The organism is Clostridioides sp. LIBA-7602 (genome assembly GCF_056688945.1).
In genome coordinates, this window is the sequence record NZ_CP196991.1 from 2,237,326 (window position 1) to 2,262,269 (window position 24,944).

The window sequence follows — 24,944 nt, forward strand, 5'->3', positions numbered from 1 at the left end:
ATAAAAAAGAACCCTGGTTAGAGTTCTTATATAAAATCTATATCATCTTTTTCTTCTTCCATTGCCTTTTCAATCTTTTTTATTGTTTCTAAACATTTACTATAGTCAAAAACTGAAATATGGCCATCAATAATATATATTTTTTGAATTAACAAATCAGTTACAAAACTAAAATATTCTTTTTTATTTAATTTATTATTAATATCTTCATCTAATTTATATAAACCTGGAGTAAGTACTTTTACAATTTCTCCATATGTCCATATCTTTTTCCCATAAACTGCTTTAATTCCAGTAAAATCTTTGATATTAAGAAGTTTCATCAAATATTTTATACTTAAATCTCGTTGAAATTTCGCAGTAATATTATCCTGTCTATGAGAGTTGCTATCTGGAATATCTGGAATAAATTTGTTTAAAATATATTCATGCTCTTCGAAAAGTTTCATATGCATTTTTCTAATTTCTTCTTCGTCCTTTTTGCTAGTCATATACATATAGAAAACTTTAATACCAAATAAAATTTCTTTTCTTAGTTTTATATCTTCTTGACAGTAGTCTTTATATAAGATATCGCTATACATACTATTGTAGAATTCTATAAAAGATTTTATCTTAGGATATATAATATATCTCTCAAAGTTTTTATAATCTATATCATAACAAAAATCTAATACATTATAAAATTTTTCTATGTTTTTACCATTTGATATTTTTTTTAATATGCTAGTTTTTTTATCTGAATCAAAACTGATATAACATGCTGCAAAATACTCTTGAAAAGATTTATGAGACCATCTATATTCAATACCTTCTTCAATAAAAATGGGTACATTGTGAATCAAATCATAAAGTAAATCATCTTCATTAAATTGAATTCCTATATTTTTTGTTTTTGATTCATTTACTATCTTAATAAGATTTTCTTTAGAATAAATAATTCCTTTAGTCAGTGTTATAAATCCAATTGTTCTTAATATTTTATGAAAATCTTCCAAATTTAGCCCACTTTTCTTTTCTCTATAATAACTAGGTTTTTTTGAATAATCATGATTTTCAAATAATGCATCATAAACTTGTCTATAAAAAGCATATTTTTTATGTGGAATTGATGATTTGCATTTAAAAGACTCACACAATAAAGAAACCATCAAAGGATTTTCTAAAAACTCTTTTATTATTTCAAACTTTTTATCTTCCTCAATTTTTGTTATTAATGCCCTTGAAACTTTTTCGTCATTATCATTGTACTTTTTAATTAAATTATATGCTTCTTCTTTTTTTAATGGCTTTATATAAAAACTTTGAAAATCACCAAAAGAAGCAAGTTCATTTTCTTCTCTTGAAGTTATTAAAAAAGTATTATTACCTGTTTTGGAAATAAAATTTTGAAGACTATTAGTAATTTTCATTTTATTAGCTTTATTTATCTCATCATATCCATCAAAGAAAAATATAAAACCTCCTCTTTCAATTAATTTCAAAACTTTGTCTTTATCAAAACATTCACTTATCCCATTAATTTCATTCATTATGAAATCGATTATATCTTCTTCAGATGATAATTTTCTCAACTCTATAAAGATTGGTATCCCTTTATTTTCAGTTATTGCACTTAAGTATAAATATTTAGCTATAGTTGACTTCCCCATACCTGCATTATCTATTAATACTATTTTTTGATAATTAGGCAAAAACTCTTCTTTATAGCTATTAATTAATATATCACAGTTATTTTCTCCTTTAGATAATATTCTATCTTTTTTCAATACTTTTAATGGCATATATAAATCATCAATTGTTTTTTGTTGATTACCAAATACTATAGTATTCATGTATATGTGATTTTTATAACTTCTTATCATGTATTCACTAAGTTTATTTTCTATTAATTCCAATTCTTTTTTATCCTTTTGTTTTTCAAAAAAGCCTTTCGCTCTATTTCTTAAATGAGTTTTTACTAAATCTTCTATCATTTTATCTGCACCAGTTACTTTTACAACTTTTCTTGCCATCATAGCTGCCTGCACATACATTTCTGCTTCCATATTAATCCCCTCCAAAGTATAAAATTCAACTTCAAAGGTCAATATCCTTCAACAATCGTTCGACAACTACAAAATAATATAAAAAAGACCAAGTCGAGATAACTTAGTCTTTTTCAAGGGAATATATTATACACTTGTTTCATACTACCATTATAACTTATATAAAATAACAATAAAATATCATCATTTTATCACAGTTTTATTTTTAGGCCATCTACTCCAAACAGGTATATTCCAAGTTCTTTAACCATTTCATTTACCCAACGTCTTACTGTTGCTACTCCACAATGTAAAAGTTCTGCTATATCCTCATACGTTTTTTCTTTAAAAAAATATAAATCTAAAGCTTTGTATTTTTCTAAGGATTGCAATTTATTTTGTGTTGCTTTTAAGGTTTCTAATGCCATATCTATATGTGCTACCATAATTAAGGTTTTTGCTTTACTTCTTTTAATGCTTAATATATATAAATCTTCTGTATCTAGACATAGTAAATCATCATAATCACTTTTAATATCTTCAATATCACTAATAGAATTCGCAATATGACTTGTTAAATCATTATAATGCTTTAATAAAAGCTTAGTATTATGAAAGACTTCTCTTTTTTTATTTTCTTTTTCTTCTTTTCTTAATTCTCTTACAATTTCTTTTATACTTTCTTTATCCACTTAAACCACTCCCTCTTGCTCTCCTTGAACATCTTCTACTGCAATATATGACTTTAGAGTTATCTAATTTATAAAATCTTTTTCCACAATAAAGACATATTACTATTTTACCTGGGCTTATAAGTTCCATCTTTTCTTTTTACTTTCATATTCTCACTCCCTATATTCTTTTAACTTAGCTTTTACTGCTTCAAGTAATGCACTTTGTCCTTTATCTTTATTCTCTAGTACCTCCATTACTTGTTCATCTATTGTACCTTTACAGATTAGATGATTGATAATAACAGTTTCCCTTTGACCTTGTCTATAAAGCCTTGCATTAGCTTGTTGGTACAGTTCTAAGCTCCAAGTTAATCCAAACCAAACAATTATACTTCCGCCTAACTGTAAATTAAGGCCATGTCCTGTACTTGCTGGATGACAAAGTAATAATTGTATTTTGCCATCATTCCAATCTTGTATATCTTTTGAGTTTTCTATTGTTCTTGGTTTCAAACTCTTAAACTCTTTCATTAAACGACTATAATCATGTTTATAGTTATAAAAAACTATAATAGGTTTCCCATTTGAAACATCTGTAATTTCTTTTAGAGCTTCTAATTTTTCTTTATGAAATTCCTTTACATTTTTATCATTATCATAAATTGCTCCATTAGCTAATTGTAAAAGTTTATTTGCTGCTACGGCTGCCGATGAGGCTGTTATTATATCTTTATCTAATTCTAATATCTTCTCTCTTTCTAGTTCTTTGTAATATTTAAGTATTTTACTATCAAGGTGTATTTCAATTTTATTATCTATTTTTCTAGGCATTTTCAAATAATCTTCTGCTTTTAAACTTATACAAATATCTTTTATTTTATTATGTATTGCATTTTCTGCTCCATCTTTAGGTTGCCAATTATATATAGCTCCTGTTTGATAATTTTTTTGTCCTGGTTCAAAGTATCGTTCTTTATACCCTGTAATAGTTTTACCTAGTCTTTCTCCTCTATCAAGTAAGTACATCTGTGGCCATAAGTCTATTAAACTATTTGGCGTTGGTGTACCAGTAAGCCCAACTACTCTTTTAGTTAAAGACAATACTTTCTTTAAACTTTTAAATCGTTGTGCTTTATTTGATTTAAAAGAACTAAGTTCGTCTATCACAACCATATCAAATGGCCATTTTCTTTTATAAAAATCCACTATCCAAGATACCATTTCTCTATTTATTATATAAATATCTGAGTCTGTACTTAAAGCTTTCACTCTATCTGATTTACTACCAAGAACTTTAGACACTTTTAGATGCCTTAGATGTTCCCATTTTTTTACTTCACTACTCCAAGTATCTCTTGCAACTCTTAAAGGTGCTATAACTAAAACTTTTGATATATCAAAGTAATCATACATTAATTCATTTATAGCGGTTAAAGTACAAACTGTTTTACCTAAACCCATATCCAATAGTAGACCTATATTATTATTATCTATAGTTTTTCTAATTGTGTATTCTTGGTATGGATGTGGTTTAAATTCCATCCCTTAACCTCCTTGATAAAATCATCTATCTCTTTTAATGTACTTACACACTTAACTTTAAATCCTAACTCTCTTAATTCTCGCATTTTATACTGTTGAAGCTTCCTTGGTTTTTTACCTGGTGCTTTAAGTTCTACAAATATAACATGTCCTTCTGGTAATAAGACAATCCTATCTGGCACACCTGCTTCCCCTGGTGAAATAAATTTCATAGCTTTTCCACCTAACAACTCAATCTCTTTTTTAAGTCTTTTTTCTATTTGTGATTCTAACAAAATATCACTTCCTTAAATTTAGGTGTCAACAATGTCAACAGATTTTCTATATATATGTATATATACGTATTAGGTATACTCATATATATACATATATGCCTAATATTACTTATACTACTTTATATATATATTTTGTTGACATTGTTGACACTAGTATTCTATATACTGCAATTGCTATATCCTAGGTGTCAACAGAAGTGTCAACAAAGCTATTTTTTCTGTTGACATTGTTGACACCTTTAAAATTTTCAAAATTACACTGCTTTTCATTCTGTTGACACTATTTTTTACGAATATAGGCTCTTTGTCTCCCATATGTTTTCCCAAATCTTAAGTTTCCACTATAGGCTATCCAATCGTCTAAACCTTTTAATATGTCATTAATTTCTCTTGATAAGATAGGAGTGAGTTGTTTAGGTTCTCCATTAAATAGCTCAACCCATATTTCCATTACACATGTTTTTTCTCTTAGCATTGTTCCTTCTTTTAACTCTCCAAAATCTGAACCATGTATATATTCTCTTTTTTCTGAAATACTTAAATCATACCAATTCGGAGTAATAGGTTTATTTAAATATTCTTCAATAATTCCAGATTTGGCATTTTCTTCTGAGTGGTTTTTTTGTTGTTTTTCAGCTTCCTTTTTCTCCTCATCTGATAGATATAAATGTTCATTAGCTTTATACAATTCTAATACTTCTGCCCAAATTTGATTTCTTTCATTATCAAGTTGGCCATTAAATATACTCTTGTTAATCTTATTTACTCCTGTATCTATTGGCCAAAATCTTCTATTACCAGTTTTATCTCTTAAAAATTCTTTATCATTAGTTGTTCCTATAACTACACATTGACGTAAAAACCTTGATGTTCTCTTCCCATATGCAACCCTATATATATCCTCTGATTTACTTAGAAAATGCTTAACTGCTTCAATATCTGCTTTTTTAGTAGCCATCATTTCACCCATTTCAAGCAACCATACTCCTTGTAATTGTTCATATGCCTCTTTACCTTGCACAGTAGTTAAGCTATCAGAATACCAGTCTCCACCAAGTTTTTTAATAAAAGTACTTTTTCCCATTCCTTGAGGACCAGATAAAACCATCATATTATCAAATTTTATTCCTGGATTAAATACTCTTGCTACTGCTGCTACTAAAACTTTTCTTATTATAGTTCTTGTATAGTGAATATCTTCTGCACCTAAATAGTCAATTAAAAGTGTATCCACTCTCTTAATCCCATCCCACTTTAAAGAATTTAAATAATCTTTTATAGGGTGAAAAGTATTATTTTCAAAAGCAATTACTAGAGCATCATTTACTTTTGATGGTGATGAGACATTGTAAATTGTTTCTATATGATGTCTAAGTCCAGAATCATCACTATCATTCCAATCATTTAATTTATCATCTTTTCTCCAAGGTAACTTACCTAAAACAACAGCTCTATTTGAAAATTCATTGTAAGCTATTTTTCCTTTCAAATATGGGTCATTTTCTATAAACATTAAGATATTGTTTGTTGTTTTCTTGTAGCTTCCTTTATTGTCATAATCTAATCTAGTTAACCATTCATCATCTTCAAAATCTATATCACCAAAATCATCCTTAGCTTTATCAATGTTTTCTCTCCCTATAGTCTTTCGTACTTTAGTGTCACTGCTTGCAAATTCGCTCATTCGAGTAAATGAAGGTAATCTATTTACAGGTGTTTCTGGTTTAGAGTCTTCATCAAGTTCTCCAAATTTATGTATCCTAACTAAATCAAAAGCATTACATAAAATTCCACTTGCAGGGTCTGTCCCATGGTGACTATAGGAAAACTTATCATCATAAATAACTATTCCACCACTTGTACTACCTTCTGCATATGTATACCTCGTTTCATCAATACCAGAAATATATACTTCATTTAAGAAAGTTTCTATAACTTCTGTGATACTATAGGACCTGCAAAATGCCCCTATAATTCCATCCTTTTCAAGAGGGTCTTGTTGCTTTTTTAATTGTGTATTAAACTTTTGTCTCTCCCTTGAACTTTCTGGCCAATAGCTTACATCCGTCCAGTCTAAATATAAATCTAGTATTTCATTTGGGTTTAAAAACTCTCCATCTTGAAATTTAAATATATAGTCTCCATCAATTGAAGTACTTGGAAAGTACATAAGCCTATGGGGTTGATATGTAGTATCATCAAACATATCTATTCCTATAGCATCTGCTATCATCCTAGAAATTGCTTGATACTCTTCTGGTAGTACTGGTCTAGCTAAAGGTATTAGCAGTCTGTATCTAGGGTTACTCTCAGTATGTGAGTGAGTAGAGTACATAAGGCAAGCATAATCATTTAATAGTGTAATATCATCCCATATAGCCTTATCTGCATAGTCTATATCCAAAGTTATAATACTTCTATTTGCAATATTCTCTGCTTTTCGTCTACCATTTTTTAAGCTTCCACCTACAAATCCACCAACATCTTTGACTCTATCTTTTTCAGTCTTTGACATCTTCTTATATTCTGTATAGGTTTCTTGAGTTCTTAATGTTTTACTTAATCTATTTACAAGTTCGGACCATAAAATACTTTTATTCTTCCAATGAGTTTCTAACTTACTTTTTCCTATGGCCAGCATGAGTTGGCCATCATGTTTTACATTTATGTGTTCAATTTCACTGGCCTTTACATCCATAAATTAATCACCTAGTCTTTCTTATAATAATCACATTCATATCCATCTGCTTTAAGTGGAAGTCCTTTAGCCCAAGAGATTTCTTTTGCCATAATTCTGTTAACTTCTTCCAAAGAACCATATTTTTTATCTACATCAAGTACAAGTTCATCATGTACATGCATTACAATGTCATAACCTGCATCTTTTACATTAAACATAGCTTCTCTTAGGCAATCTCTAGCTGTAGCTTGAACAATATTTTCAACTAGTTTAGGTCCATAGGTATCTATTCTTTTCCACTGTTTACTTGTCTGTTCCATACCTTCATACGTCACTTTATCCCCATTAAATGTAGTATGAGGTTCTATCTTAGGTCTTAAGTAGGATAATCTTCTACCACTTGGGAGTTCTATAAATAAAACTCCTGGATTATAAATAAATTTAATTCCATGTTGAAGTTCTACTATAGTCCTATCTTTTATAGCTTTTTTAGTTGACTTATCTACATCCCACCAAAACTTAGTTATATTTGGATTAGCATTTCTCCATCTTGTTACAAGAGGTTGAAGCTCATCTTCATCAAGACCCATTTTTATAGCTCCTATTGATGTTAAAGCTCCTATGCTTCCTCCATATCCAAGAGCTAACTCTGAGATTTTACCCTTTTGTCTAAGTGGGTCACCCTTTTTAATACTTTCTATTGGAACTTTAAACATCTGACTGGCACTAGCTTCATATATTTTCCCATGAGAATTAAATACATCTAATCTCCACTTCTCACCAGCAAGCCATGCTATAACCCTAGCTTCTATTGCACTAAAATCTGAAACTATAAACCTATGACCTTCACTTGGTATAAAAGCTGTTCTTATTAACTGACTTAACACATCTGGTACACTATCATACAAAAGCTCTATTAAATCAAAATCACCTTCTTTTAATAGATTTCTAACCAAGTCTAAATCTTCTATATGATTTTGTGGTAGATTCTGTACTTGTACTAATCTTCCTGCCCATCTACCAGTCCTATTAGCTCCATAAAACTGTAGCAGACCTCTTACTCTATTATCATTGCCTTTAGCTAATTTCATAGCCTCATACTTCTTTATAGAGGTTTTAGACATTAATTTTCTAAGCTCTAAAACCCTAATTACATTTTTATCCTCAACTTGTTTTAATATTTCTGGAATACTTTCTTTTGTTAGACTTGTAACCTCAAAACCTGATTTATCACTTAACCATTTTTTTAATTGAGCAGGACTATTTGGATTATTTAAACCAGTTATTTCAATTGCTTCTTTTGTAAGTTTTTCAGTGTACTTTCTATCACACTCTATTGCATTTTCTATTAGCTGTGTATCTACTCTGATGCCAGTGTCATTAATTATTTGGTCTAAATACCATAACTTATTTTCTCTTTCAGAAGTCTTATACTTGCTAAGTTTATTTCTTATTTCTCTTTCAACTACAACATCTTGCTTACAATATTCTTTAAATTTATTCCACTTTTCCATATCGTGTATTGGTAAATTTCTAGTTCTTCCTTTGTTAATTTTTGTAGCTTTACAAGGCTTACAGAAATATTGTATTAATGACTTACCTTCTTTCATTTTCTGCTTATCTTCATTAAACTTTAAAACCTTAGATACACTATCTAAGCTTCCTGGAAGTCCCAGTGTTAAAGCTTTTATCATTGTACATAACCACTCATTTGGTTTTAAATCAACATCTAAAAATTTACTTATTGCTATTCTTTCAAAGTTAGCATTAAATGCTGATTTTATAATAGTGTTCTCTTTTAAAGCCTCTATTACTTCTTTTGGTAACTCTTCATCATTTACTAAATCAATAACTCTTACTTCTTCTTCATCAAAAGCATAGGCAAATAACAGTATCTCAAAATTAGTAGAGTCTACATATTTGTAGACTCCAACTTTTTTTATATCTAAATCACTATATGTCTCTATATCAATTGATAATGTTCTCATTAACTTAAGAAGTCCTCTTCTTCATCTTCAAAGTCATCTGAGAAATCTGCTTCTGCACTAGCTCTAGCTCCTCCAAGTACTTCTCCATCTGCTAACTTTTGAACATTTTGCAACCCACAACCTATTCCTTTATTTCCTGCACTATTATATGGGAAAAAGTTTATACTAACTCTTCCATAACAACCACTATATACTTCTGTATTATCTAATATTTCATTTAAGTCTTTATCAACTACTCCAGGTTTTTGAGTACTATTTGCATTTAGAAAATACATTCCTACATATTCCTCTGCTTCGTCAGCTCTTTCGTCATCTCCATCACGAAGAGGTGTTTTTAAATTACCTGGTAATTTTCCACCCCATTTAGAAGTTTTACCTTGTTCTTTTGCTGCATCAATAGCCTTCTTTATTCTTCCTAAAGTCACCTTGTCTGATTTTGGTATTAAAATACAAACTGAATACTTGGGCTCTGCACCTTCTACCATTGCTCTGCTTTTAAAAATATTACAATAACTTAATCTCACCTTTCCTGTTACCACCTTTGTTGATTGTACTGAATTGCTCATAATTTTCTTCCTCCTAATATTTTATAAATAGATATTATCTAAACATAATTCTCTTAAATTCTTTTTTTGCACTGTATACCCCATTTTCTACATTTTTTCTTTTATATTTTAATAGTTTAGATATCTGTATAACCTCAAAACCTTCTGCATATAATCTCATTACCTTTTGTTGCTTTTCTGGTAAATAATTAATATAATTAATTACTTTTTTTGAAATATACGTGTTTATTACTTCATCTTCTATTAGTGTATTGCCATTAGACAGTACTTCATAATGTTTTGGTTCTATAGAAATTCCTTCATTCAAAAATGTATTTTTTTTTCTCAACTGACTTTTAATATAAGCATACATTTTGTATCTAATACATTTCTTAAAATATGCTTTAGGGTAAGTCTCTCCTTCTGTCTTCAGATTTTTTATTCCCTCATACAATCCTATATATCCAGATTGAATTAAGTCATCTTTATCTATATAAGTTTTATTTTTATTGTTTTTTAACAATATATTGGTTGTTATCTTTACTTCTTTGTCAAATTCTCTTAGTAATGTTTCAAATGCTAATTCATTTCCATTTTTGAATTCTAACACTAGTTTAATTATTTCTTGATTATCCATAAAACTATATCCCCTTTTTAAACGTTTTATAGCTACTAGGAATTAAATGCTTTTAATTATCCTTTACTCTTACTGATACAAAGCATACTGGACTAACCTTTATATGTTCTGGTATATACACTCTATCAAGATGATTGTCATTCACTTCAAAGAAAGTTGACATCACTTTATCCTTTATTAAACTTTCTCTTTTAAAATCCATTACTATGGCTTTTGCATTTTCTTCAATTGAGTTATACTCTGTAATGTTTAGTCTCTTCAATATATCCAGCAAATTATCTTTTTCATAATCTAAATCTTCTTCAATACTCTTTTTTCTTTTCTTTAAATCTAAAATTGTACTTATACTCTCATCTAATTTATCTTTTGTAGCTTCATCTAATGGCATGTAATACACCCCCTATTTATATTTCAAAGTCTTTTTTAGCTGAATCTATACTATTAATTTCTGCCCTTTTATCACTTTCTGCTACCAAAGTAGCTTTTCCAACTGGTTTTATAATTAAATCACTTAGTAGATTAGCAAAACTCTTTTTGCCTATAGCTTTTTCCATATCACTAATTCCTTTTAATGTTCTTGGTTTATAAATCTTTTCCTCATCACAATCTGAATTTAATAAAACATTAGCAACCTCTTGTTCATCCACATACTTTCTATTACTTCTACCTTCTACAAGCTTATATCCTGGATATTTAACACCATGCTTTTCAGCTTGTTCTAGTGCATAACTTTGAACATCCTTTAACCAATCTTGAACATTCTTAGCAAATCCTAAAATGTCTGCAATCTCATATTCATTAAGAGTAAAGGTGTCAGCAAAATCATATTTTCTAGCTAGTTTAAGGTTATCTTCAGCTCTTTTTCTACAATCATTTTTGGCTCTACAAAATTTACAATGGTCACCACTTACAAAATCACCTTCTCCATTAAAAGCCATCTGAGCCTTCTTTTTAACATTCTCTGCCCATGTAAGTAACTTGGTAACTTCTATTTCTTCGCTTGATATATTATCAAATCTAGGTTGAATTATTGTTGTCTTAACCAAATCAATATCATATAGCATTTCAAACTGATTATATGCACCTAAACCATATAGTCTAAGTTGAGGGTTATCTGTAGCTGAAACTTCCACACCTTTTCCATACTTTAGGTCTATCACTTGAAGTATTCCATCAGATATTACAACAACATCTCCTGTTCCAAAGCCTTCTGGAACCCATTCACTAAAATCGAGTCTCTCTTCTAACATTACTATTACATCATCACATATAGCTTTACTGTCATTTACTAATTCAATTACATTATCAACATAAGATTGTATATAATCCTCCATTTCTGAGTTATAATATTCACTTTTCTGTATGTTTTTAATTCTTGCATTATATGCCTTTTTACTTATTTTTTCATACTCTAGCATTAATTTAGTTTCTGCTAATTCATGTGCTACTGTTCCTTCTTCTGCATATATACTAGTTGATGATGGATAGTTTTCTTCTAATTTTATACTAGGAGTGCAGTTAAGCCATCTATGTGCTCCACTTGCACTAAGTCTTGCATGTTGTGCCATTTATGTACCTCCTATAAACTTTCTAATTTCTCCATAAAAGCTGTATAATCTTCTTCTTTTACTTCACTTAACTTACTAGCCCCAAATTCTCCAAATAATTCTTTAAGCTTATCTTTTTTGCCTGCCTTACTTGCTTGTGCTGCCTTACTTCTTACCTCTTCTTTTGTGTATTTAACCTCTCTAGTTGTATTTTCATTATTCTCTGTTACTTTTTCTTCGACTTCTGTTTTCTCTTCTTTAACATTTTCTTTTACTTCTACCTTTTTAGTCTTTTCAGCTTTCTTAGTTTCAACTTTCTTCTCTTCTTTTATATCTGTTATATTTATAGGTTCTATTTGCATTGCTTGTCCTAAATTAAGACCTCCTAAAGCATTCGCTACTACTAATAGTGCATTTGTAAATTCTGGTGCTTCCACTTTAACTTTTACATTTACATTAACTTCAACCATTTTAAATCTCTCCTTTTTGTGTTATACTTTATTTGTGTTATATTTTATTTTTTATTTTTTTGTGTGTTGGTTATTTGACCAGCACTTTTTATTTAATATAGCAACTGATATGTTCTTGCCAGTTTTAACATCCTTAAATACTATATCTACTAAAAACTTACCATCTTTTTTAAGAGTTACTATATTCTTATTATTAGTATCAAGACTCAGCAACTTTATCCCCCCTCTCTGCTTCTTCTAAAAGTTTATCCAAATTTCTACCTTGATTTCTTTCAATAAAATCATCAACTTCATATCTTGAAATTTTTCTACCATCACCTCTAGCTAGTGATTTTATTAACCCTGTGCTTACCAATCTACGCATAAAATTTGTATCTAATTTTAAGATTCCTCTTGCTTCTTCTATTGTTATTAAATAATTTGGATAGCTTCTTTTTATCAAAACAACTATATCTTTAGGCTCTAGTACTTTTACCTTTTGTTCAAGAGTTTGACTTCTAACTCTATCAGTCTCTTGTTTAGTTACCTCAACTTCTATTAAAGCCCTTAAGCTATTACTTAATCTTTTAACTATTTCATTTGATTTATCCATTATTTAATCCAACCTCCATATTATCAAAATATTCTGTTATTAAGTTTTGTAATTTTTAGTTTTCAAAAGCGTTTAAAGCTTTTTCTAAAACAGGTATTACATTTTCATAGTATCTAAAGTTTTCAACTTGTTTATCTGAATATTTAGCTTTATCCCATACCTTAATTCCATATTCATCTGTTTTCAGATTATAAGCATTTGCTAATCCTCCTACTTTGTTAGCTGAAATTCCTAACATCTTACCTATCTCTGTAGCTGAATAAGTTTTTTTCTCCCTCTTAGGTAAAGGTATTAATGCTTCTCCAGAAATAAGTTCAGTAGTCTTTGAGTACATAATCTGTTTATATTCTTTTATATCTACTTTATCAGCTAACTCTAAATATATCTTTGCTTCCCTCGCTCTTGCATTTTTTAATCTTGCTTGAGCATTCATGTATTTTATTTCTGATTCATCCTTAATATCTTTAGGTTTTTTACTATATGTACCTGTTTTACGAATAGATGGCAATACTTCATCTGTAACCCAATCTTGAAATTTCTCAGCTTCTTCTTTTCTTGATTTAAATATTAATTTATATACTCCACTTTCAGTAATAAAATTTTCTCCAGCATTATTTAATTTTCGGATATGCATATTGTGCATATCTGAATTAGTCAGTTTAACTACCTGATTATCATTAAATTTTCTAATACTGCTGTTAACGTCTGAAATCTCTAAACACTCTGCCACATGTTTGGGATTAAATAAAATCTTACCCTCGAATTCAAATACCTCAACTTCCTTCCCTTCAAACTCCATTAAATTATTACTCATAATTTCTTCCTCCCTAGTTTTTTATTTTTGTGTTGTTAAAATCTACACCTAGTGAACCTACTTTAGTCATCTTTCCCCACTTATATAGAAAATGTCATTTTAGCTTTGTACCTTTTTATCAATTATTTATAGTTGACTTTTAGGCATAATTTAATGCCTTCATGCATAGCATACTTATATTTTTATCTGCACCTTAATCCTTATTTTTTTCTCGACTTTCAATTTGTAAAACTATTCCTCTTAACATACCTTTTGTCTCCAGATAACATCTTGGTGATTTGACCTTTATTATCTCAGAGAATTTAATGAACTCTTTGGCATCAATCTTACTTATTTTAAATTCATCATGCTCTTTCAAAATCATTTTTCGCCTCCCTTTATGTCACTTTTCAACTTAAGTCAATAGTTTTAATAAAAAAAGTTAAGAAAGAACAATTTTAATATTTTTAGTTGAAAAGTAACAGTTATAATGATAAAATGTTTCTTAAAGGAGGTTATCTAGTGAATACAATAGATAAAAAAATAGGGCAAAGATTAAAAGAAATAAGAATTGCAAAGAAATTAACTCAAGCTCAGGTTGCAGAAGCTATTCATGTTTCAAGAAGCCTTATTGCATCTTATGAAAAAGGATTAAAACCAATTTCAAAAAGAACATTAGAAACATTATATGATATATTTGGAATTAACAAAGATTGGTTATTAAATGGAACTGGTGGAAAAGATAACATGTTTGTAGATATTTTAGAAGATATTGATGCAGATGAAGAAATAAAAGAAATGACTAGAATGTATTTGAAACTTAATGATGAAATGAGAGGTGTAGTTAAAAAATTTATATTGGCATCAATAGAAGAAGCAGATAGTGAAAATAAAAAAACAGAGTAGTATTACTCTGTTTTTTTATTTTGTATTTAACCCCATTAACAAACCTTTAGATTCTAAAAACTTATCTTTATTAACAACTTTTAGAATACTTAATAATTCAATAAATTCTTTAGCTTTTTTAACTTCTTTAGATTTTACATTTTCAACTTCATCCATTACTACATTCCTCCACCTGTAAATATTTTATAATACCCCTATTAAAAATTTTCTTGTCTATGATAACTAAGTAGTCTTCTATGATATATCATTTATCAAATTATTTAATATATATTGAAATAATTTGATAAATGGTTTAAAATGATGTTATTATGTATTTCCATAATTGCTAACCAATAAATATATTAATTTTACAAATTATGGAAGTCTGTAGTAATATAGTAACATAAATATGCTATAATATACAATATAAACTATATATATTCCTTATATTAACTATGTGGTATGTAAAAATAAATATATTTATTTTACAAATGTAACAAGAAACATTATTATATTAACTATGTGGTATATAGATTTAGAAGAGATAAAATTCTCTTCTTTTTCTATTTATACAACTTTTCAAGTTTCTGATAAGCTATTTAAATTTACTTAAAATTAAACGCCTTCTCTTTTTTATTTACACTATATGCAGTGATTGCTTATATGTATTATCTCCTTATTTGTACAAATCTAACACATTGTTTATATTTTGATTACCCCCAGGAGTCAGTATTTCACCCACCCCTTTATCTTCATCATCAATTAATTTTACTCTTTTTTCATCCATTCCATTTCTTCCTCACAAGTTTAATTTATAAAATCATTTATGTCAAAATATTCTGTTATTTATTTAGTAAACTTTTCTGTATAGATTTTAATAATAGATAAGTTAAATATTCATATAGTTTTAACTATCAATCTCAACATTATTGTATAAAAAACACCTACTTTATATAAAGTAAGTGTTTTTTATACAATAATATTACAATTAATACTACATTATACTATAATAAATATAGTCTATTAAAATTTTTCATCCCAAGTAATTTCATATATCTATCAAACAATTTAAGTATTTACTTTTTAAAGTTCTAACCCATTTCACTTTGAAATTAATGAAGTTAATCATATATTTATTATACTGAATTTCTTTATAAATTAATAATAAACAATTTATACTTGTTTGTCAACTTTAGATTGTTTTTTCTACAATTTAAAATTGTTTTCTTTACTTTTACGATTATTAATTGTATATTTAAGATATAAGGAGTTGATAATATTGTCAAATAAAAAACTTGAAAACAGATTAAAAGAACTAAGAAAAGAACTTAACTTTACACAAGAAGATATCTCAAAAAAAATTGGATTAAGTAAAAGTGCATATGGTTACTATGAACAGGGGAAAACAGTACCAGATGCCTATATGATTGCTGAATTATCAAAAATTTTTAATGTAAGTGTTGATTATTTATTAGGTAAAACAGACATCAAAAGTAATAATTGTTCTGAATCTCTACCAAAGTCATTTGATAATGCAAATGATGCCATAAAATTTATTCTCCAGCAACCAACACTTATGGCCTATGGAGATTATAATATAAAAAAATTAAGTGATGAAGAAGTTATAGATTTTGCAAATGATTTATTACAACAAATAAAACTAATCAGTTTTAAATATAAAAAATAATATTTTTAGGGGGAGTAATGGGAATAAATGATATAAAGAATATAGCTAATGTAGTTAATTATGTTATAAATAATTTTGAAACTAACAATCCATTTGAATTGTGCGAAAAACTTGATGTGACTATAAGATTCAAAAACTATAATCCAGATGGAATGAAAGGTTATTATACAGATGTATTAGGTAAAAAAATAATTTATTTAAATTCAAACTTTACTGAAGAGTCACAATCTATACTTTGTGCTCATGAATTAGGACATATTATATTAGAACACAAAGGTGTAAATCATTTTGGCTCTTCTGATTCTAAACTTGAACATGAAGCAAATTTATTTGCTCTATATCTATTGTTTGATGAAAAAAAATATGATATAAAATTTTCATCAACAACTAGCTACTTAGCTAAAAGCATTATTGATGCCTTTATTTCAAATATTAGAATATGATATTTTTAATCCTTTAGAATTTATGCCAGAATTTATTGCAGATGTAGGTGTAAAAAAAGGAGAAAAAGTAGATTATGCTATACTTGAAAATGGTAAACCTTTAATTTTAATAGAAGCAAAATGTGCTACAGATAAACTCAAAAAACATGATGCGCAATTATTTAGATATTTTACAGCAACAGAAGCAAAATTTGCAATACTTACAAATGGAATAATTTATAAATTTTTCACTGACTTGGAAGAAAAAAATAAGATGGATGATAAGCCATTTTTAGTATTAAATCTATTAAATATGGATGATAACAAAATATCACATTTGAAAAAATTTACTAAAAGTACATTTAATATAGATACTATTTTTAATATAGCCTCAGAATTAAAATATACAAATCTAATAAAATCCCAGTTAAACTCACAATTAGAAAACCCATCAGATGAATTTGTTAGGTTTATAATAAATGATTTCTACAATGGTGTTAAAACACAAAATGTAGTAGAAAAATTCAGACCTATAGTCAAAAGGTCTATGTCCCAATTTGTCAACGATTTTATGAATGAGAAATTAAAAACATTATTGGAAAATGATAATGAAGAATATGATAAAAAGAAAGTAAAAGATAGCAAAAAGAAAGAAAAAAGTAAAACTGATACTGAACTTATAAAACAAAAAGAAGAAAAGCAAGCTCCTACTGTAGAAAAAATTGATAAATGTAATATAGTAATTACTGATGATGAATTGAAGGCTATTAATATAGTTCAAGATATTTTATCTAAAAAAATTGATAAAAATGAAATCACTTATAAAAAAGTAAATAATGAAGTTAATATAATGTATAAAAATAATCTTGAGCATTGGATATGTAAAATAGAGCTAGGAGCCCATAAGATGATTCGCTTGCCTAATGGAAGTCAAGATTATTTAGAATATAAAATGGACGCTGTAATAGACATAAATGAGCTAAAAAATGAATTAATCTTTATTGCAGAAAAATACATAAAATAAATATTATCTTTATAATTAAACTAGTTATTTAAGAGCAGATTAACTGCTCTTTTATATAAACATAAAACAAACGTACATTCTGAAAAGGGGGTTACTATTATGAAAGGTGGAGTAAGAAAAAGAAGCAACAAATGGTATTACTACTTTGACCTAGGAATAGTTGAAGGTAAAAGAAAAAAAGTAGAAAGAGTTGGTGGCAATACAAAAAAGGAAGCAGAAAAAGCACTAAGAGAAGCACTAAATGAATATGAAAACTTTGGTATAGTATTTGAAGAAAGCAACATCAGCTTATCAGACTACCTAGATTTTTGGTACAAAGAATATGTTTTACTTAACTGTAAATACAACACACAAGAAAGCTATAGAATAAATATAGAAAAACATATAAAACCAAAACTAGGAGTTTACAAAGTAAAAGCTTTAACACCCGCGATACTACAAAGCTTCATAAATAAAAAATACAAAGAGAATTATTCTCAAAATACATTACAAATATTAAAAAACATATTACATAGGTCATTAAAATCAGCAGTCTATCCTTACAAACATATACGAGAAAATCCTATGCAATATGTAAGTATACCAAATGCTAAGACTAAAACAGAATCTAGCAAAGTTAAAACTATTACATTAGATGAATTTAATCAAATGCTGAATATATTTCCTCAAGATTCATTTCAGCGTATAGTCCTACTAATTGGATTTTATACTGGCATGAGAAGAGGAGAGATTATTGCATTAACATGGAACGATATATATCTTGATAACAAAACTATTACAGTAAAACATACACTGATTAAAAAGAAGAATGGAATATTTGAATTAAGTCCACCAAAAACAGAAAGTTCTTGTAGAACTATATTTACAGGAGATACTTTAATAAGGATACTAAAAGAACATAAACTACATCAAAAGAAAATGAAATTAAAATATGGTGAATTTTACTTTGATAGTAATTGGGTATGTACTAAAGAAAATGGTCAACAAGTAAACACCCACACTTTAGATACTATAGTAAAACAAATTCGAGGAGCTTTAAACAACGACTTTCATTTTCATTGTTTAAGACATACTCATGCTACCCTATTATTAGAAAATGGAGCTAACATTAAAGACATACAAAACCGTTTGGGTCATAGCCAACTATCAACTACAATGGATACCTATTCACATGTAACTGATAAAATGAAAAATGAAACTGTAGATATATTTGAAAAAATTACAAATTAGAGTTTGCCACCCAAAAGTATAATACGGTGGCAAACGGGTGGCAAAATCTAATTTACCTATTTTAAAAACTAAGATAATCAATTTTATATAATCAGCTATACCTTTGCAATTTCAATGCTTTAGAATTTATAATATCTATCATTCATACAAGATATTAATTATAAATCTAGCCAATAAAACATATATCTTACATAATATTGTCTATTCTTTATTGTCTAACATATTTTTTCTATATTCATTTGGAGTTATATTATTAAACTTCTTAAATATTTGTGAAAAATAACTACTATTATTAAAACCTACTTTCTTACAAATATCGCTAATACTCATATTTATATTTGATAGATACTTTTTAGATTCGTCTATCCTAAGAAGATTTATGTACTCAGTTATTGAAACTTTATTTTTTTCATTAAAAATAGAACTCAAATAATTTGGACTTATAAAAAATACCTCTGCTATACTATTTAAATTTATATTTTCTTTATAATATTTTTGTATATATTCATTCACACTTTCAATCAAATTCCTCTTGTCTTGTCTCCAAAACTCTCTATTCTTATCAATACACTCTTTAGAAAATTGTAATAATATATTCCATAAATCTTCATCACTATTTGTAAGTGATATTTTTTTATTGTATTTATTTCTTAGAGAAGATATAAGCTTCAAATCTTCTAAGTCCCTAAGTACAGTTCTAGATAATACAAATATCATTTCTTGAATAATATCTCTAACATCATTATACATTAATTTATTAGTATCTATTAGATTATAAACACCGTCTAAATTCATGTCTTTGATTGCTTTCTCTATAGAAAGTTCTAATTCAAAAGGATATTCTCTTAGAGTATTATTGAACATATCTATTGGATTGATAATGTACTTTTCTTCTAATAATTTACTATTTGCTTTTTTAAGTGCTTCTTCAAGCTTTATATTTTCCTTTCGATTCCTCAATATCTCCTCATCTTTTATGCTAAGTTGATTTTCAAAGAAATTTCTCTTAGCTATTTCCTGAATAAATTCAGACATCATTAATAAATTTTCTTTTAACACATATAGTCTACTCTTTGGAATTAATGAAAGTTCATTGTAAATTTTACTTATGTATTTTATGTCAATATTTGAACTACGTGACAGTTTAGATAAATTCTTATCTATATCAATAGATTTGTATATTATGAAATCCCCACATTCTATATATCCAACTACATCTTCTTCTAATACTATAGGTATCTCCAAACTAGAAACACCATACTCACATTGATACATTTTTTCAAAATTATTATCATTCATGCTCTTGGCAAGTTTTCTATTGCACACTTTTATACTTTTACAAATATCACAAAATTTAGTTTCTTTTTTAGTCTCAAATATTGCTTTATGTTTTGAATCATATACAGATATTCTAAGCTTCAATATATTAGATATTTGATTTGCAAGATTTTCAATTATATTTATATTAACTAATTCTTGTATAGTATTTTCAGAAAATACTATAGGTAGCTGTCTCAAACTTGAAAATTTATGAGGGACATAAGTGATTAATATTACTAAATCAATTTTACCAGTATTTATAATTTCATGTTCTGAATATGGTGGGCAATAAACTATTGATTTTTCCTTTATATTGACCTTTTTACCATCAATAACTTGTATTCCTTCTCCCTGAATTACATATAAAAGCTGTTCTTCACTTAAATGAAAGTGCTTTTCTTGGCAGTTCTTTGGAAAAAACCTTACAATTCCAGCACTAAGCCTATTAAATTGTGTTTTTGATGGCTCATGTATCCATGTAACCTCTCCCCAATCAAATTTTTGCACTTCATTATTCGACTCACTAAAATACTCCATAAGCTCACCTCTTAGTTTTTGTCTAAATATTTTTTTATTCCTTCAAATGTCTCTGTGCTTATAATATGCTCTATTCTACATGCATCTTTTTCAGCTATATCAGATGAAACCTCCAATGTATTTACCAAAAATCTAGTGATTAAAATATGTTTTTCATAAATTTCTTCTGCTTTTTTTCTTCCTTCTTTAGTTAAAATAATGTCACCATCAACTTCCATTATAATAAGACCATATTCTTTTAAGATTCTCATAGCTCTACTTACACTTGCCTTACTATAATTTAGCTTTTTAGCTATATCAATAGATTTTACAATTCCCTTTGTCTTTTCTAAAATAAGTATTGTCTCCAAATAATTTTCTCTTGATTCATACATTCTAACATCCTCCAAATGTAACAACTCTATTATAATATTTTTAAAAATCTAACTATATATTTAAAAATTCATAGTATTCATAGTATTTATATTTATAGCATTTAAAAATACTCATATTTATAAATGGAAATATATTTACCACTTACATTAATATATATTATCATAATTTTCTTTTTTATTACATAGAGAAATAGCTATATAAAATATTATCTAATCTTTTGTAAAATACGTCTTAGAACAACGTACTTAAATAGTTCAAATTGATGCTATTCTTTATATTATAGAAATTAAAAATTTATTTAATTATTTCACAAAAACAATTTTTTACACATCTTTTTTTCATTTAAATAACATATCTTATAATCTATTTTATCCATACAAATCTTCTAGTTCATGTATTTTATTTTTAATATCTTGCTTGTGTTGCTGAAACAATTTGATTCTTTTATCTATTGTATCATCTCCCATATCACAAAAATGAAAACATTCATGAATATCTTTAATAGATAAGCCAGCATTTTTTAATTCTTTTATGAATATCAAATGCTCTATGTCTTCTTCAGAGAAATAACGAACACTACTTGGCTTTCTATTAATAGGAAGAAGTAAATTTTTTCTTCATAAAACCAAACAGCCGATGAAGAAATATTTGTTATTTTTGATACATCAGTAAAGGAATATTTCATATTCTTTCACTCCCAAAAATTTTATATGAATAAGAACATTATAGAAATCCATTATACAATAGTCAACAAAAAAGTATTGACTTCAAGCTATGCTGAAGTTGTATTCTTTGAAGTGCAAAAACAAATTGCTAAAAGAAAGGATGATATAAATGTAAAAATACATAATTACGATTAAAGAAAAATTTAATAAAGGGAAGATATTGTATGGAGTGGCAGCTTCACTGTCTGATTCATCTGTAAGTGAATTAGTTAGTCTGTCTGGACATGATTTTGTCTGAATTAAAGGTGAGCATGGTGCTTTAGACTGTAAAGATATTCATCAACAGTATAATAGCTATACATGATGGTGGTGCCGCTTTTTTAGTTCGATTAGCAAACAGCAACCCTACTCTTGTTAAACCTATAATGGATATGGGAACAGATATTATAGTTTTCCTATTTATTAATACAGTACTGTATGCAGAAAAAGCAGTATCAACTTGCACTTATCATCCAAATGGTATAAGAGAGTGTAATCCTCAAAGAGCTTCTTATTATGGTAATATTAATTATTTAGACTATATAAAAAACGCAAATAACGAAATATTAAAAATAATGTTGCTTGAGTAGAAAGCAGGTTATAATAACATTGAAGAAATAGTACAAGTCAAAGGTGTTGATATTATAGCATTAAGTCCTAGTGATTTATCTTTAGATATGGTATTTTATGGACATATGAATAAAGTTGAAATAAGAGATATGATTTCTCAAGCTGCTGAGATATGTAAAAAATATGATATGCCCTTCGTTACCCTTCCTTCAACAGAAAAGAAAAGTATTGAAACATGGGTTAATATTGGAGCAGATATGCTTTGTTTTGCACAAGATACAACCTTTATCACTTATATTATCAAATGATTATTGTTTTTCTATGATGAGATTGTATCATATAAAAAACGATATTAATTTATAAATTTGATTTATACTAAAAGAGACTAATATTTTATCTATTTTTATTAAGTATATTTTCTTATGTATTGTAATATTAGTCTCTCTTAGTATTATATAATGTTGTTATTATTAGTTGTTATATATACTCACAACTTATTCAGCTAACATTTTACCTAATTCTATACACTCATCTTTGGCTTCTTCATTTGGGTCTTCCATTGCTGTAATTCCTTCACCACCTATAATTGTAGCACCAGCATTTTGCATACGTTCTTCCCATTCTCTCATCCATTCGCAATTTCCCCAACCATATGAACCAAATAATCCAATCTGTTTACCTGATACCATAGATTCTAATTCTGCTACAAATGGTTCCATATACCCCTCTTCTAGTTGTTCTGCTCCCATAGATGGGCAACCTAATGCAAATTTATTTTCTTCTTTTAAATCACTTGGTTTTAATAAGCTTACATCTAAAACTTCTGCTGTTTTACCTTTTAGCTTCACACCTTCAGCTACAAAATTTGCCATCTTCTCAGTATTTCCTGTTCCACTCCAATAAACAATATATATTTTACTCATTCTTACCTCCTGTAATATTTTTTAATCAACCAATAGTTAGCTACTGCTAACTAGGATTTAAAAAATAAAAGATTTCTTTATTTGAAATCTCTTTGTTTTTCTAAATATATAATATCATAATTGATTTTGAAATTCAATAATTATTGATAATATTTATCAATTAAATTCTATACTTCTTTGTTTATATATAATATTTCATTGTATTTTTAAATCTTTCATAAGAATATTTTTCACTAATAGTATCCTTGTCCATATTACAAAGCATCTTACATCTTCATATACATATATTAACCTTAATTTACCTTATACTTCTTATATACAAATTTTTATCTATACAGATATATAGAAGAACACACCTTTTCTCAGATGTGCTATCTATAATACTGTATATTTTTTCTAATCCTAATTAACTAATGTATCTATAGCTTTATTATTTAATATTGTCATCTATCTCTATAAAATTCTACACTTAAATATTTTTTACTATTTTGTATTGACTGTGTACAATATCTATCTTTTATTATCAAATTACAGATTATCTTTTCCCAGTATTCTTGTATTTATAAAGATTTAAATATAGGTACCCATTTCCTTGTTCTGTTCTAGGTATTCCAAGTGCTCTTGTACATTTTATTAATTGTGCATACAACTCTGCTTCATCTAAATCTCTCTCAAATTCTTCTCTAGCCCATTCTTTGATTAATGCTAGTGACCCTGATACATATGGCGCACTCATGCTAGTTCCACTCATAATAGCAAGTTTATTATCCATATAGGTTGATATAATATTTCTCCCTGGAGCCACCAAATCTATTGTAGTATTTGAGTTACTAAACTTTTCAACTAAATAGCTTTCATTTATTGCACCTACTTCTATTACCTCAGGATAGCTAGCTGGATAACTATACTCACTTGTACTAGAATCTCCATCTCCATTATTTCCTGCTGCACACACTACAGAAATATTATTCTTTACTGCTTGTAAAACTGCATTTTTTAAATTTTTGTCATCTTTATTTCCTCCAAGAGACATGGATATAATATCAACTTTCTTATTTACAGCAAAATTAACGGCATTAATTATACTTTGATATGTCCCAACACCATCTTTATTTAATGCTTTTGCTATTAATAATTTACAATCTGGAGCTACTCCCATAACCTCATTATTATAATTAGATGCAGCTATAATTCCTGCTACGTGAGTTCCATGCCCATTAAAATCCTCATATATATTTTTATTTCCATTACTATCATCACTAAAGTTTGCACCACCAATTATTTTACCTTTTAAAAGAGGATGAGAAATATCACAACCTGTATCTATTATACCAATTACAATATTTTTACCAGTATATCCTTCATCCCACATTCCTCTCGCATTCATTTGTTTTATTCCATATGGAAACTTATTCTTTGCTCCTCTTAGATTCTCATTTATTTCATAGGGAATTAGTTTCATTTTTTTATTCATTGCATATCCTCCTAAAAATTTTA

The 24,944-nt window shown here is 27.5% G+C and carries 28 protein-coding genes and 1 pseudogene; 7 read left to right on the forward strand and 22 right to left on the reverse strand.

The genetic code is table 11. The annotated features are described in order from the left end of the window. Nucleotides 1–26: 26 nt before the first annotated feature. The 15 genes from ACTG45_RS10820 to ACTG45_RS10890 form a co-directional block, all read right to left on the reverse strand. Nucleotides 27–2,048 (reverse strand): NACHT domain-containing protein, encoded by a 2,022-nt coding sequence (locus ACTG45_RS10820; RefSeq protein WP_021384837.1) that lies wholly within the window; start codon nt 2,046–2,048, stop codon nt 27–29. Between the two features lie 191 nt (nt 2,049–2,239). Then, nucleotides 2,240–2,719, reverse strand: coding sequence for an RNA polymerase sigma factor (locus ACTG45_RS10825; RefSeq protein WP_021384820.1), 480 nt, complete (start codon nt 2,717–2,719; stop codon nt 2,240–2,242). A gap of 153 nt (nt 2,720–2,872) precedes the next feature. After that, nucleotides 2,873–4,243 (reverse strand): SNF2-related protein, encoded by a 1,371-nt coding sequence (locus tag ACTG45_RS10830; protein WP_479918957.1) that lies wholly within the window; start codon nt 4,241–4,243, stop codon nt 2,873–2,875. Next, complete coding sequence (locus tag ACTG45_RS10835; protein ID WP_109277324.1) at nt 4,192–4,518, reverse strand: VRR-NUC domain-containing protein; 327 nt, start codon at nt 4,516–4,518, stop codon at nt 4,192–4,194. Before ACTG45_RS10835 ends, ACTG45_RS10830 begins: the two co-directional genes overlap by 52 nt. Before the next feature lie 280 nt (nt 4,519–4,798). Next, nucleotides 4,799–7,216 carry a virulence-associated E family protein gene (locus ACTG45_RS10840; RefSeq protein WP_479918958.1) on the reverse strand — a complete coding sequence of 806 codons (2,418 nt, stop codon included), beginning with the start codon at nt 7,214–7,216 and terminating at the stop codon, nt 4,799–4,801. A gap of 11 nt (nt 7,217–7,227) precedes the next feature. Further along, nucleotides 7,228–9,186 carry a DNA polymerase gene (locus ACTG45_RS10845; protein ID WP_479918959.1) on the reverse strand — a complete coding sequence of 653 codons (1,959 nt, stop codon included), beginning with the start codon at nt 9,184–9,186 and terminating at the stop codon, nt 7,228–7,230. Next, complete coding sequence (locus tag ACTG45_RS10850) at nt 9,186–9,752, reverse strand: DUF2815 family protein (protein ID WP_021384805.1); 567 nt, start codon at nt 9,750–9,752, stop codon at nt 9,186–9,188. The genes ACTG45_RS10845 and ACTG45_RS10850 overlap by 1 nt, the downstream gene beginning before the upstream one ends. 34 nt (nt 9,753–9,786) lie before the next feature. Then, nucleotides 9,787–10,368: a sigma-70 family RNA polymerase sigma factor gene (locus tag ACTG45_RS10855; protein WP_479918960.1), complete on the reverse strand. Its 582-nt coding sequence runs from the start codon at nt 10,366–10,368 to the stop codon at nt 9,787–9,789. A 52-nt stretch (nt 10,369–10,420) separates the two neighbouring features. Continuing rightward, nucleotides 10,421–10,756 (reverse strand): hypothetical protein, encoded by a 336-nt coding sequence (locus tag ACTG45_RS10860; RefSeq protein WP_021384834.1) that lies wholly within the window; start codon nt 10,754–10,756, stop codon nt 10,421–10,423. A gap of 16 nt (nt 10,757–10,772) precedes the next feature. Next, complete coding sequence (locus ACTG45_RS10865) at nt 10,773–11,936, reverse strand: DUF2800 domain-containing protein (RefSeq protein ID WP_021384812.1); 1,164 nt, start codon at nt 11,934–11,936, stop codon at nt 10,773–10,775. 11 nt (nt 11,937–11,947) lie between these two features. Then, nucleotides 11,948–12,385 carry a hypothetical protein gene (locus ACTG45_RS10870; RefSeq protein WP_021384807.1) on the reverse strand — a complete coding sequence of 146 codons (438 nt, stop codon included), beginning with the start codon at nt 12,383–12,385 and terminating at the stop codon, nt 11,948–11,950. Between the two features lie 51 nt (nt 12,386–12,436). Continuing rightward, complete coding sequence (locus ACTG45_RS10875) at nt 12,437–12,598, reverse strand: hypothetical protein (RefSeq protein ID WP_021384815.1); 162 nt, start codon at nt 12,596–12,598, stop codon at nt 12,437–12,439. Beyond that, the gene (locus tag ACTG45_RS10880) at nt 12,585–12,977 is read right to left on the reverse strand and encodes a helix-turn-helix domain-containing protein (protein WP_021384818.1); all 393 of its coding nucleotides are present in this window, start codon (nt 12,975–12,977) and stop codon (nt 12,585–12,587) included. The genes ACTG45_RS10875 and ACTG45_RS10880 overlap by 14 nt, the downstream gene beginning before the upstream one ends. A gap of 55 nt (nt 12,978–13,032) precedes the next feature. Then, complete coding sequence (locus ACTG45_RS10885) at nt 13,033–13,791, reverse strand: BRO-N domain-containing protein (protein ID WP_479918961.1); 759 nt, start codon at nt 13,789–13,791, stop codon at nt 13,033–13,035. 193 nt (nt 13,792–13,984) lie between these two features. Next, the gene (locus ACTG45_RS10890) at nt 13,985–14,155 is read right to left on the reverse strand and encodes a hypothetical protein (protein ID WP_479918962.1); all 171 of its coding nucleotides are present in this window, start codon (nt 14,153–14,155) and stop codon (nt 13,985–13,987) included. A 137-nt stretch (nt 14,156–14,292) separates the two neighbouring features. Here ACTG45_RS10890 and ACTG45_RS10895 point away from each other — a divergent pair, with 137 nt between their 5' ends. Then, nucleotides 14,293–14,676: a helix-turn-helix domain-containing protein gene (locus ACTG45_RS10895; RefSeq protein ID WP_479918963.1), complete on the forward strand. Its 384-nt coding sequence runs from the start codon at nt 14,293–14,295 to the stop codon at nt 14,674–14,676. A gap of 15 nt (nt 14,677–14,691) precedes the next feature. On the opposite strand, the gene ACTG45_RS10900 is transcribed toward ACTG45_RS10895, so the two are convergent. Further along, nucleotides 14,692–14,832, reverse strand: a complete 141-nt coding sequence (locus ACTG45_RS10900) for a hypothetical protein (RefSeq protein WP_153885238.1) — start codon at nt 14,830–14,832, stop codon at nt 14,692–14,694. Nucleotides 14,833–15,934: 1,102 nt separating this feature from the next. Here ACTG45_RS10900 and ACTG45_RS10905 point away from each other — a divergent pair. The 4 genes from ACTG45_RS10905 to ACTG45_RS10920 all read left to right on the forward strand — a co-directional run bounded on the left by ACTG45_RS10905 (nt 15,935) and on the right by ACTG45_RS10920 (nt 19,018). Next, complete coding sequence (locus ACTG45_RS10905) at nt 15,935–16,342, forward strand: helix-turn-helix domain-containing protein (protein ID WP_021384833.1); 408 nt, start codon at nt 15,935–15,937, stop codon at nt 16,340–16,342. Between the two features lie 17 nt (nt 16,343–16,359). Beyond that, nucleotides 16,360–16,785: an ImmA/IrrE family metallo-endopeptidase gene (locus ACTG45_RS10910; protein WP_021384823.1), complete on the forward strand. Its 426-nt coding sequence runs from the start codon at nt 16,360–16,362 to the stop codon at nt 16,783–16,785. Then, nucleotides 16,757–17,788 (forward strand): type I restriction endonuclease, encoded by a 1,032-nt coding sequence (locus tag ACTG45_RS10915; protein WP_479918964.1) that lies wholly within the window; start codon nt 16,757–16,759, stop codon nt 17,786–17,788. Before ACTG45_RS10910 ends, ACTG45_RS10915 begins: the two co-directional genes overlap by 29 nt. Nucleotides 17,789–17,887: 99 nt before the next feature. Next, nucleotides 17,888–19,018, forward strand: a complete 1,131-nt coding sequence (locus ACTG45_RS10920; RefSeq protein ID WP_479918965.1) for a tyrosine-type recombinase/integrase — start codon at nt 17,888–17,890, stop codon at nt 19,016–19,018. A 201-nt stretch (nt 19,019–19,219) separates the two neighbouring features. On the opposite strand, the gene ACTG45_RS10925 is transcribed toward ACTG45_RS10920, so the two are convergent. From ACTG45_RS10925 to ACTG45_RS10940, 4 genes and pseudogenes are all read right to left on the reverse strand, one after another. Next, complete coding sequence (locus ACTG45_RS10925) at nt 19,220–20,875, reverse strand: PocR ligand-binding domain-containing protein (protein ID WP_479918966.1); 1,656 nt, start codon at nt 20,873–20,875, stop codon at nt 19,220–19,222. A gap of 11 nt (nt 20,876–20,886) precedes the next feature. Beyond that, the gene (locus ACTG45_RS10930) at nt 20,887–21,249 is read right to left on the reverse strand and encodes a metal-dependent transcriptional regulator (RefSeq protein WP_021384817.1); all 363 of its coding nucleotides are present in this window, start codon (nt 21,247–21,249) and stop codon (nt 20,887–20,889) included. A 369-nt stretch (nt 21,250–21,618) separates the two neighbouring features. After that, complete coding sequence (locus tag ACTG45_RS10935; RefSeq protein WP_479918967.1) at nt 21,619–21,792, reverse strand: MerR family DNA-binding protein; 174 nt, start codon at nt 21,790–21,792, stop codon at nt 21,619–21,621. After that, nucleotides 21,793–21,846: pseudogene (locus tag ACTG45_RS10940) on the reverse strand (MerR family transcriptional regulator); the annotation flags it as partial. Nucleotides 21,847–22,340: 494 nt separating this feature from the next. Between ACTG45_RS10940 and ACTG45_RS10945 the strand changes: the two are divergent. Next, nucleotides 22,341–22,544 (forward strand): hypothetical protein, encoded by a 204-nt coding sequence (locus ACTG45_RS10945; protein WP_479918968.1) that lies wholly within the window; start codon nt 22,341–22,343, stop codon nt 22,542–22,544. Between the two features lie 54 nt (nt 22,545–22,598). Beyond that, nucleotides 22,599–22,832, forward strand: coding sequence for a hypothetical protein (locus ACTG45_RS10950; protein WP_479918787.1), 234 nt, complete (start codon nt 22,599–22,601; stop codon nt 22,830–22,832). A gap of 186 nt (nt 22,833–23,018) precedes the next feature. Here the strand turns inward: ACTG45_RS10950 and ACTG45_RS10955 are convergent, their stop codons facing one another. Together ACTG45_RS10955 and ACTG45_RS10960 are read right to left on the reverse strand one after the other, a co-directional pair. Next, nucleotides 23,019–23,447 (reverse strand): flavodoxin, encoded by a 429-nt coding sequence (locus ACTG45_RS10955; RefSeq protein WP_021384808.1) that lies wholly within the window; start codon nt 23,445–23,447, stop codon nt 23,019–23,021. Nucleotides 23,448–23,982: 535 nt separating this feature from the next. Continuing rightward, nucleotides 23,983–24,921 carry a S8 family peptidase gene (locus ACTG45_RS10960; RefSeq protein WP_479916849.1) on the reverse strand — a complete coding sequence of 313 codons (939 nt, stop codon included), beginning with the start codon at nt 24,919–24,921 and terminating at the stop codon, nt 23,983–23,985. Nucleotides 24,922–24,944 lie beyond the last annotated feature (23 nt).